Source organism: Hyalangium sp. (genome assembly GCF_035629615.1).
In the GTDB taxonomy this organism is placed as follows: Bacteria; Myxococcota; Myxococcia; order Myxococcales; family Myxococcaceae; genus Hyalangium.
This window is the reverse complement of sequence record NZ_DASPHO010000770.1, coordinates 1-9,614: the sequence shown is the minus strand read 5'-3', so window position 1 is coordinate 9,614 and position 9,614 is coordinate 1. Positions and strand designations below refer to the sequence as shown.

Sequence of the window (9,614 nt, the reverse complement as noted above, 5' to 3'; positions counted from 1 at the left end):
CTACTACTGGGATCCGGTGATCGCGCCGGCGGGCATGACATTCTACACCGGCGACAAGTTCGCTGGGTGGGAAGGGAACATCCTGATTGGCGGACTGGTCAGCGAAGGAGTCGTGCGGCTGATCATGGACGGAGATCGGGTCGCCGCGGAGGAGCGGATCCCTCTCGGCGCGCGCATCCGGGACGTGAAGGTCGGCCCGGATGGGGCGATCTACGCCGTCACGGACGAGAAGGATGGCCGGATTCTGCGCCTCCTCCCCGGCCGCGGGTGAGCTCAGGACGCTTGCCGCATCAGAGGATCGAAAGGCGGTCGTACATGGTGTTCCAAGGGAAATTGAACGAGGTGTTCTGGTACTCGAACAGCCCGTTCTGGTAGCCGGAGACATCAAAGTATCGGATCCAGCCGATCACCGTCTGCCCGGCCGAGCACCCATAGGGGTAGCCATTGATGAACGCGCAGACGCTTTCATTGAAGTAGTTGGCGGAGGAGGGGAGCTGGCTACCGGCCATCTTGGCGAACTTGCTGCCTCCATGGCCGATCTCGAGCACGGCCACGAGCAGGATCGGGCCGCCGTGATCCTCAGTCGTGGTGTACGCATAGGGATCTGACAGAACCTTCCAGCCGCCGTAGCTGCTCGAGCCGACTGCGTACACCTGAAGGTAGCTCAGCGCGGCAGCAGGCCCGAGCTTCACCATTCCTCCCGTGTCTGGCGCCTCATCCGCAGGCAGGGGGGCCAGCAGTCCGACATCGAAGTCCAGCGGCTCAACCTGCTTCGTGTCCGCTGCGGCAAAGGCGGTCGTTGAGGCGGCGATCAAGCCCATGAGAAGAACGCTGTATTTCATTTTCTTTCTCCAAGTGAGTGTGTACCTGTTCACGGGCAGCGGGTTTCTTGCTCCCCGGCACGGCTCGAGTGGGTGTTCGGCTCGTCCCTGGGTATGGGGTCCACCGCTCACCACTCGCCTGCTATGAGCCGACGAGATGCAGATTGATTCAGAAAATCTGCGAGCTGGAGGCCCTGTGCCTATGGGCCGGTGGACACCAGCGCGCTCAGGGGGGGCTCGGCCCAGCACGATGAAGGGCGCCCAGTAGTGAGGATGGGGCTTGGTGGCACGCAGCGAGCGCATCGCCTCGCGCAGGGCGGTGGCGCGGCCCTGCCCCGCCAGCAGGTTGTGGTAGTAGGCCTCCATCAGCTCGCTCGTCGTCCCGTCGTTCACCTTCCACAGGCTCATCACGATCGTCTCCGCCCCAGCCGCCACGAAGGCCCGGCGCAGCCCGTAGATGCCCTGGCCCAGCTTCACGTCCCCTCTCCCGGTGTCGCACGCGGACAGGACGACGAGCTCGGTGCCCCATAGGTTGAGGCCGGCCAGTTCCAGCGCGGTCGCGAGCGCGATGTCGGGCTGAGCGCTCAGGCCCCGGTGGATGATGCGCGAGGTATTCGCCGTCTCCTCAGACAGATCGGCCCTTGAGGCGCAACGCCGCCGTGATGGCCAGGCGCCGCACGCTCTCCTCTCCTGGGTGAGCGCGCACGAGCGAGTAGCGGAAGAAGAGCTCCTTGGGCATCATCGCCGTCTCCAGCGCCGCCTCACCGTCGGCCCCCACGGTGCGGTACTTCACCCGGGCAATCACCAACGGCAGGCTCTTCAAGTCGCACCGCCCCGAAGGCTTGCGCTTCTTCTTCTTCTTCGCCGAATCGCCTTCTGACTGCTCGCCCGAGGCCACGCCCAGCGTGCCGGCCACCTGCTCGAGGGCTCTCAGCTTCTGGGCAAACTCCAGCTCCAGCTGTCGGGTGTCCACTCGCTCAGCCTTGGCGACGAGCATGCGGCGCTTGAGCAACTCCAACTCCAGCCGCAGCCGCTCATGCGAGGCACGCAGCACCTCCCGCTCTTTCTCCAACTGTTACACTCAATCGCGCCATTCAGAGGGAGCTCGAACAGCACGTGGGCAGAGACACGGCGCGAAGAGCCTACCTGGAGCGCCGAATCATCTCGTAGGCGGCGTTGATGGTCCGCGTCTCCTCCTCGGCCACCTCCTTGAGCTTCTTGCCCAGGGTCGCCACCCGGTCCGGGTGGTACTCCAGAGCCCTCGTCTTCCAGGCGGTGCGGACATCCTGGCGCGAGGCGTCCGGCCTCACCCCCAGCACGTCGTACGGATTCAGCCTGGCGGGGGTGGCGGGCAAGCCGGGTGCTTGCCTTCCACTGCCGTTGGGGGCGTTGTCCGCCAGCGTCTTCAGCCGCTTGACGAACGCCTGGCGGAGCCGCTGCTTGCGCTCGTCGGCCCGGGCGCGGACCATGAGCCGGCTCAACGTGTCCACCAAGGGCACCTCGCCCCTGCCGTCCGGGTGGGACTCGCGCCACACGGGCCGAGCGCCACTGAAGATGACCGGCTCGTCCGGACCCAGCTGCTCGACCAAGGCCCCGCCCAGCCGCTCCAGACAGGTTTGGAGCACCCACGGAGAGGCCACCGCCATTCCGATGCTCTCTCCCACGTACTGGATGCAGCTGATCAACTCCCGCGGAAACACCGAGGCGGCCTTGCCAGGGTGCACCACGCACAGGTGGGACCTCTCGAGGAACCACCCCAGGGCTGCTGTACTCTCACAGTAGATGATGGCGGCCATGGGCGGTGGACCGTAGGAGGCCTGTGCTACAGGGCCTTACAGCCCTGTGGCGTGATTAGACTCGCGCAGCGGAGCGCGTCAAGAAAATGGCTCCGCGAGGCTGCCTCACGACCTTGAAGGTAGAGCGATAGGAGAAATGGAGGCCCATTGGCGGGGTGCGGCCCCGGGCCCAGCGGGGAAGGAGTGCTGCTGCCGGGTGCCACCCAAGCCGTTGGCCGGGCCCGTGTCCCGGTCCTACAGCCGCTGTAGGCACTCGCCACCCGTCGCTCTCAACGTGGCCCTGCTACCCAGGGATCCTCGCTTCGCACGCGAGCAGGAACTGCTCTCCCGCCTGCGCCACCCGAGCGTCCCGCGCCTGTGGGATTCGGGTGAGTGGCAGATGTCGAGCGGAGCGCTCCATCCCTATCTCGCGATGGACTGGGTGGACGGAGAGCCCCTGTATGACTGGGCTTGGCAACACGCGCCCTCCGCCTCCCAGCAGCTTCGGGTGCTGGCCCAGCTCGCGCGTGCGCTCCAGGCGCTCCACGCTCACGGTGGCGTCCACCGGGATGTGAAAGGTGACAATGTCTTGGTGCGCTCGGACCAGCGCGCCTTCCTCACCGACTTCGGCGCGGGCTGCTACGCGGGCGCCACCACGCTCACGCCTCCCGATTCATACCCGGGGACTCCTGCCTACCGGGCTCCAGAATCTGGACTCTTCGAGCTGAACTCCCTGCGCAACCGCTCGGCGCGCTACAGCGCGCGGCCTTCGGATGATGCGTACGCGCTGGGAGTGACCGCCTGCCGGCTGGTGACGGGCGAGTACCCGGAGTTTGCCGAGCCCACCTAGGACGAGCACGGCACCTGGCATATGGCAGCCGTGATTGCTCCCGCCTCGCTGCTGCAAGTCGAGCCCCGGCTGCGCGCCTTGATTCTGCGCATGCTCTCGGTGCGTCCCGAGGAGCGCGGCACCGCGGAGCATCTCGCGGAGGCGCTGGAGCAGGCCGCCGAGCACACGCTCTCCAGCGGCCCCCCTGCACGCGTCAGCGCCACCGCGCTTGCGAGGCCCTGGCGGACATGGACCTGGCCCCTGGCGGCCGCCGCGAGCCTGGCCCTGGCAGTGGGAATGGGGTGGGTCGCTTCCGGTGGGCCTGAAGAGACATCGCCTTTCGTCCACTGGGCGCCCGCTCGAGCCGAGGAGCCGGACGCGGGGCCGACTGGGCTGGGTGAAGCGCTGGCGTCCGCCTCCGGGAAGTCCTCCCGCGAACTCCCCACCCAGCAGAGGCTGGAGGAGGACACGCCCCCCGAGCCCCTGCCCGGGCAGGATGTTCAGGAGGCGAAGGGACGCTGCCCGCGCAAGCAGCAGGTGGCCCTCAACGGAGGCTGCTGGGCGGAGGCCCCGTTCGCTCGTGAGGAGTGTGAGGAGAAAGGTGGCTACGTCTTCAAGAAGAAGTGCTACCTGGCCCCCATCCCTCGGGGGCGCCGTCCCACATCCAGCCCCGCAAACCCTGACCCTGCGGCCACTCCCCACTAGTGGGTACCGGCGCTCAGCCCCCCCGGCCACTCCCCACTAGTGGGTACCGGAGCACCGTCCGAGTTCGCGGACGGTCACTCCCGTGAGAGGCTCCAGCATATCCTCGTCAATTCGCTGGGTTACAGAAATATCCTTTCCCCAGTTCCCGCGTAAACCCTTGGCATTCCAGAGCTTTTCTAGACCGTCTCCCGACACGGACGATCCATCCACACGCACGGACGGTTCATGAGAGGGGGCTCTCGCAAGTGGCTGTTTTCTCAGGCGAACAGCGGTTGGCGCGCGGCGTGCTCTAGGCCCCGGCAGCCGCACACTCAAGTGGCCGGGACGCATGGTGCGTCTCTCAAGGGGAGAACCTCACATGTTCAACCTGTTGAAGTTCAAGGAGTCCGCGAGCATCGCCACCACCACCGCCACCTCCGCCACCTCCATCCCGGAGGGCACCACGCTCCAGCAGTTGAAGGCCGAGATGCTCGGGCTGATGGCGCAGGAGAACACCAACCACCACCGCCTGGGGCAGATCTACAACTACATCGTGGAGAAGAAGCTAGCGGAGGCCGCCGGCTACAAGGACGCCCAGGAGTTCGTCAGCAAGAACCTGGCGGACCTGTCCCAGACGGCCCTGAGCCTGTACGGGGCCGTGGCCGAGGCCTTCACCGAGCCGGTGGCGCGGCGCTTCGGCGTCACGTGCCTGTACCTGCTGCTGACGTACAAGGAGGCGGCGGACATCCAGGTGAACCACGAGGAGCCGGGCGACACGCTCATCGAGGTGCCGGATGAGAAGGGGCAGGTGACGATGCTGCCCTTCAAGACGTGCACGGTGGACCAGATGCGTAAGGCGCTGCAGCGCAAGCGCAAGCCGGCCTCCAGCAAGCCGCTGCCGAAGGAGGCGGAGGCTCTGGCCGATAGGTACAGCGACGCGGTGACGGCGCGCTTCCCCAAGGGCAAGGGCACGCGCGTGAAGGTGCTGGTGCGCAACGAGAAGGGCAAGGCGGTGCTGGACTTCAAGGGCATCCCTGTGGAGCAGGTGGACCAGCTCATCGAGGCCCTCACGACGCAGAAGCCCTCGGTGCAGTAGGTGCAGTCAGCGCCCGGGTAGGAGCCCCGGTGAATGAAACAAGGGGCGGCCCTCTCCTGCACAAGGGGAGGGCCGCTCTTGTTCAGAGGGTCCGGCGCTGGCGCGCTGCCTGGGACGCATAGAGCCGGTGCAGGAAGTCGTAGAGGATGAGTTCCTGCGCGCGCCGCCGTGCGGAGCATCCGGTTGGCGTGCATGTGGACATAGCTCTCGGCGAGCTAATCCACCCTCTGCGTCAGGCCCCCCGCCGACTCGAGGGCTCGCAGCTCGCGCATCCTGGGAGCCCATTGTTCGGAGCGTCTCTTCAACACCGCCCGCGCCGCGGCCATAGGCCCCTGCGAAGCGTCCGCACCCTGGAGTAGGGCCTCCAGCTCGGAGCGGTGCTGGCGGAAATTCTGTCCCAGCTGCCGCTCGAAGGCGCCGTCCACTCGGAACTCTTCGCCGAAGCCCTGGCGGAGTCGCTCCATCAACTGGCGCCGGGCTTCCAGGTCCATGCCGAGATCCTCGAGCAGAGCATGGATGCCCCACAGTGTCACGCGCCAGCGTGCTCCCGCCCCGGCGTCTCCGGAGAGCAGGGGCAGCAGTTCCAGGCTTCCTCCTATGGCCCTGCTTGGCGGAGCGTCTGCGCGACCACCTGATCAGGCGGCCTATAACGAAGGTGATCCGTTAACGAAGGTGATCCGTCGCCCGATAGCTTGCGAAGCGCCAGTACGCCGTATAAGGTGGGGTTCTACCTTCTCTTAGAAAATGCTTCTTAATGCCGCCACAATTGATGAGGTTCGGGCCTATCTAGTTCAAGGACGGGCGGCCGCGATTGAAGGCGTGCGACCGTCGGGCATCACCCTTGACGCAGCGCTTGAACTGGCCTGTGCGGCGACCCAATGGGAGGCCTCCAGCAACGCAATAGGAACGGCACTATTCAAGAAGTGGAGTGGCACTTCATCCGTGTTGCCCGAGGCTGCTTCTCTGCTTTCAGGAGAAGTGCAGGCCCCTTCCACCCCCGAGATGTTTGCGGCACCTCAGTTCGAATTGTTCCTTCTTCGACGGCGTGCTGACATCCTAGAAACACCTTGGGACCTGTATCGGCAGCGATTTGGCCGCTCGCTGAAGTCTCAAGGATTCTCCAGCACGCTAGCGCACGCCCTATCGAAGGCTCTGGATGAGATGGCAGACAACGTCATCCAGCACAGCGGTTCTGACGAATCCAAGCCAGCGACAGGGCTCATCGGGTACCACGTCAACGAGCGATGGATGCAGTTTGCTGTCGTTGACCTTGGACGAGGCCTGCTCAACAGCCTTCGGACGAACCCTAAGTGGTCCACGCTTTCCGACTCAAAGAGCGCGCTGCAGGAGGCAATCCAGAATTACGCGACGCGACGTAAGAGCGAGAAGGAAGGGGGAGGATTCAAGCAGGTCCACAAGGCTCTTGCCGATCTCAATGGGCATCTCCGCTTTCGAAGTGGAGATGCAGTGCTAACCCTGGACGGCAGAGGCAAGGAGCGTGCCGCCAGGATCATGTCGAGTCCGGTTCTTCCCGGTTTCCAGCTAAGCGTGACTTGCTCCCTCGACCAAGCAGGCCCTGACTTACCTCTGCCGACATGAATAGCCTCACTCGGTGAAGTTAAATTGGGTTGACGCCCTCGGAACTCGCCTCTATATTGCCGTTCGTAAGCTCACGAGGTGAGGTTCCTGTGGACGTGTACCAGCTGGCGATCAAGGACAAATCGACTGGAGTGCCGCACCTACATGGCGCGACGCTTGGGCAGGAGCATCGCAAACCTCTATTGGATGAGCTGGAAGGCCATCCGGAACTGGTGACTGGAAAGGGCGCCATTGTAGTTGTCGACTTCGCAGGCATCGAGTCAGTCACGGCGAGCTACATCAAGGCCACAGTTCTTGCATTTATCCGTGCTGGTATTCATTTCGTGGATCCGAATGAGCCGAGCGACCTTCCACCGCTCAACATCTTCCCTGTCGTCACCCATCTATCTTCGGAGATTGCGGAGGAGCTCGGGGAAGTCATGAGCAGCAGCCGCCACGTCTGCTTGGAAGCGCTCCAGATCGACGGCGGAGTGGTATCTAAAGCAAGGCTCATTGGTAGTCCTGACCTGAGCGTCATCGATACGCTTCAATCGCTCGTGCGTGAGGGCAGTGCCACCGCAACCCAACTCTTTGAGAAGGATCAAGCAAAGAACATTACCGTCAATGGGTGGAACAATCGCCTCGCCGATCTGTATCGCCTGCGGCTTGCGTGTCGCGAAAAACAGGGGCGGCAATGGCTCTACATTCCTGTCGCGAAGCAGGTGCTGCATGGGTGAGAGATGGAGGAAGGCTCAGGCCAAGGGCTACCGGCAACGTGAAGATGCTGCTTATCGCGAATTAATTGAGCCAACAATCATCACGGCATGCAGGCGTACCGAATATAAAGCGGCCTATCGCTGTCGTGCTGCTGGAGATAAGCCAACTGTTGGCACGAAAGTCTGGCTGAACATCATCGAAGATGAAGTCCGTGTGTATGAGACGACTAGTCTTTTGGGCGCAGTGTATCCCGAAGAGGGAACTCAACTCGCGAGCGTCATTTCCAATGAAATGATGGGGATGGCGAAGGCCGTCATCGATTCAGTATCGCCTCTAGGCGATTTCACGATCACCTGTGAACCTGAAGGAGAAGAGTGATGATGGTGGAGGCGAGCAAGAGGTTGCCTGTCCTGCACCATCCTGGGTGTGGCGCTTGCAGTCTCTTGCGTGAATGCGGTGGTGTTGATGCGCAGCGCTCCTTGTGGGGGTGCTTTATGGATTGTCAAATCCCAGGGCGCTGCGAGGAGAACAACTGGACCTGCCCATGCAGGCGAGACACATTCGTCCGACGGTGGCGAGAGGTCGGTGGTCTGCCGTTCCGACCTTCAACGCAGTTGCTACCAATGGCACATGCAGAACTCCCTCTCTATGTTCCTATGATTCAGCACGGGAAGAGTCGCATACGGCCATTTGATATTGACGCAGTCGCGCTTCCTACCTCGGATGTCATAGCTAAGCGCCGCAATGGCCACTATGGGCTTCGCTCTTGCACGGCCAGTGACCTTCGTTCCGAATATCTCATCGATGCACGTACAAAGGTTCTCCTTGTTTCAGTCTCCGATGACGATCCTCTAGAGATTTATTGGGAGAATCGGCGCGCGTACAAAACACCTGCCGCGCTTGCCAAGGTAGGCCTTGTCGGCATGACGGCGCAGAACTTCTCATTCTTTTCTGATGCGCCACGCCCGCACATACTGTGGAATCGTGCTCGGATGGTGCGTATCGCGGAAGAGTTATCGGATGCTGGTGTCCCTGTCGTTTTGCACCTCAATGCGTTGACTTCTTCCGACTGGGCGTTCTGGGCAGACCTGCTCAAGCAGAACCCCCTCATGTCGTACGTTGCCAAGGAGTTCCAGACGGGTAATCGAACTCCTCGCGAGGGCGCTGAGGCAATAAATGCACTGCGGGAATTGCAGCAACGTGTCGGGCGAACTCTGCATCCGATTGTTGTTGGCGGTGCGCAGTTCGTCCGAACGCTAGGCGAAGAGTTCGCGCGATTCACCATCGTCGATTCAGTCCCCTTCATGCGCACGATGTATAGGGAAAAGATTGTCGTGCTGCCTGGTGGGAGAAAGAAGTGGCGACGTTTTCCAACAAAACGAGGCGAGCCTCTGGACGAACTGCTGGCGATTAATGTCAAGCGGTATTCAGAGGCGTTGGCTATCGCGGCAGCCCAGGCAGCGCGGAGCAACAAGAATCAGTTCATGCTCCCCTTTGATCATTAACGGCATAGACGTCTTTAATGGAAAGAGGCAGCGCAGTTGTTCGTAATCGAGGAGTGCGGTGCCTCTATTTATGCTCCGGGCTCACGGTATTGCAACGAGCCCCTTAGTCTAAGGCGTCGTGGACAAGCCCATCGTGCGCCCAAGGGACGTCCCGAGCAGATGCCCCACTCCGCAAGGGGGGCACGTCGTCCGAAGGCCCCACGGCATCGGAGACTCGGGCACACCGAGATCAGCAACGGACGTGCCAGCCGCGTGCGCGGCTTCGCCGTGAGATTTCCTGGTGCCCTCACGGGCTGGGGCCGCATGTCATGCGGTCCGCGTTCCCGGCGGACGCGGTTGCGTCTCCTTCGGACGCGGTGCTGCGGCAGCCCCTCCGCGTGCCGGACCCACGATTGGGTCCGCGTATGGAAGCGGCGGCGGGAATCGAACCCACGCCGGGCGGTGCGAAACCTCTAGCAGAATCGCGCCCTTAGAGCTCCTAACAAAAGTCAGGTTTGAAGCCCCCGGAAGAGTATCAGGCAGGTCCCCAGAACGAGGAGACTGAAGTGGACATCGTCTCGGCGCTCGTCACGCACCCGCAGTCGCCGCAGCTGATTGATCCATGCGTTG

At 62.9% G+C, this 9,614-nt stretch carries 12 protein-coding genes and 1 pseudogene; 8 read left to right on the top strand and 5 right to left on the bottom strand.

The annotated features are described in order from the left end of the window. Nucleotides 1-271: PQQ-dependent sugar dehydrogenase (locus VD972_RS38540; protein ID WP_324993821.1), on the top strand; the 271-nt coding region annotated here is incomplete at its 5' end. A 19-nt stretch (nucleotides 272-290) separates the two neighbouring features. Here VD972_RS38540 and VD972_RS45350 read toward each other — a convergent pair. From VD972_RS45350 to VD972_RS38520, 4 genes and pseudogenes are all read right to left on the bottom strand, one after another. Continuing rightward, the gene (locus VD972_RS45350) at nucleotides 291-1,025 is read right to left on the bottom strand and encodes a DUF4879 domain-containing protein (RefSeq protein ID WP_414654198.1); all 735 of its coding nucleotides are present in this window, start codon (nucleotides 1,023-1,025) and stop codon (nucleotides 291-293) included. Nucleotides 1,026-1,040: 15 nt separating this feature from the next. Then, nucleotides 1,041-1,397: pseudogene (locus VD972_RS38530) on the bottom strand (CHAT domain-containing protein); the annotation flags it as partial. 49 nt (nucleotides 1,398-1,446) lie between these two features. Further along, nucleotides 1,447-1,893 carry a hypothetical protein gene (locus VD972_RS38525; protein WP_324993820.1) on the bottom strand — a complete coding sequence of 149 codons (447 nt, stop codon included), beginning with the start codon at nucleotides 1,891-1,893 and terminating at the stop codon, nucleotides 1,447-1,449. A gap of 70 nt (nucleotides 1,894-1,963) precedes the next feature. Then, complete coding sequence (locus VD972_RS38520; RefSeq protein WP_324993819.1) at nucleotides 1,964-2,617, bottom strand: J domain-containing protein; 654 nt, start codon at nucleotides 2,615-2,617, stop codon at nucleotides 1,964-1,966. Between the two features lie 274 nt (nucleotides 2,618-2,891). Here VD972_RS38520 and VD972_RS38515 point away from each other — a divergent pair, with 274 nt between their 5' ends. The 3 genes from VD972_RS38515 to VD972_RS38505 all read left to right on the top strand — a co-directional run bounded on the left by VD972_RS38515 (nucleotide 2,892) and on the right by VD972_RS38505 (nucleotide 5,205). Then, nucleotides 2,892-3,446, top strand: coding sequence for a serine/threonine-protein kinase (locus VD972_RS38515; RefSeq protein WP_324993818.1), 555 nt, complete (start codon nucleotides 2,892-2,894; stop codon nucleotides 3,444-3,446). 21 nt (nucleotides 3,447-3,467) lie between these two features. Then, nucleotides 3,468-4,130 (top strand): hypothetical protein, encoded by a 663-nt coding sequence (locus VD972_RS38510; RefSeq protein ID WP_324993817.1) that lies wholly within the window; start codon nucleotides 3,468-3,470, stop codon nucleotides 4,128-4,130. Nucleotides 4,131-4,488: 358 nt separating this feature from the next. Next, nucleotides 4,489-5,205: a hypothetical protein gene (locus tag VD972_RS38505; protein ID WP_324993816.1), complete on the top strand. Its 717-nt coding sequence runs from the start codon at nucleotides 4,489-4,491 to the stop codon at nucleotides 5,203-5,205. 215 nt (nucleotides 5,206-5,420) lie between these two features. On the opposite strand, the gene VD972_RS38500 is transcribed toward VD972_RS38505, so the two are convergent. Then, nucleotides 5,421-5,777, bottom strand: coding sequence for a lantibiotic dehydratase C-terminal domain-containing protein (locus VD972_RS38500; RefSeq protein WP_324993822.1), 357 nt, complete (start codon nucleotides 5,775-5,777; stop codon nucleotides 5,421-5,423). Nucleotides 5,778-5,949: 172 nt separating this feature from the next. Between VD972_RS38500 and VD972_RS38495 the strand changes: the two genes are divergently transcribed. The 4 genes from VD972_RS38495 to VD972_RS45635 all read left to right on the top strand — a co-directional run bounded on the left by VD972_RS38495 (nucleotide 5,950) and on the right by VD972_RS45635 (nucleotide 9,005). Further along, entirely contained in the window at nucleotides 5,950-6,804 is an 855-nt protein-coding gene (locus VD972_RS38495; protein ID WP_324993815.1) for a hypothetical protein, read from the top strand. A gap of 89 nt (nucleotides 6,805-6,893) precedes the next feature. Beyond that, nucleotides 6,894-7,520 (top strand): hypothetical protein, encoded by a 627-nt coding sequence (locus tag VD972_RS38490; RefSeq protein ID WP_324993814.1) that lies wholly within the window; start codon nucleotides 6,894-6,896, stop codon nucleotides 7,518-7,520. Further along, a complete protein-coding gene (locus VD972_RS38485) occupies nucleotides 7,513-7,878 on the top strand; it encodes a hypothetical protein (RefSeq protein ID WP_324993813.1) in 366 nt (121 codons plus the stop codon). The genes VD972_RS38490 and VD972_RS38485 overlap by 8 nt, the downstream gene beginning before the upstream one ends. 545 nt (nucleotides 7,879-8,423) lie before the next feature. Further along, nucleotides 8,424-9,005, top strand: a complete 582-nt coding sequence (locus VD972_RS45635) for a hypothetical protein (RefSeq protein WP_414654197.1) — start codon at nucleotides 8,424-8,426, stop codon at nucleotides 9,003-9,005. The last annotated feature ends 609 nt before the right edge of the window (nucleotides 9,006-9,614 follow it).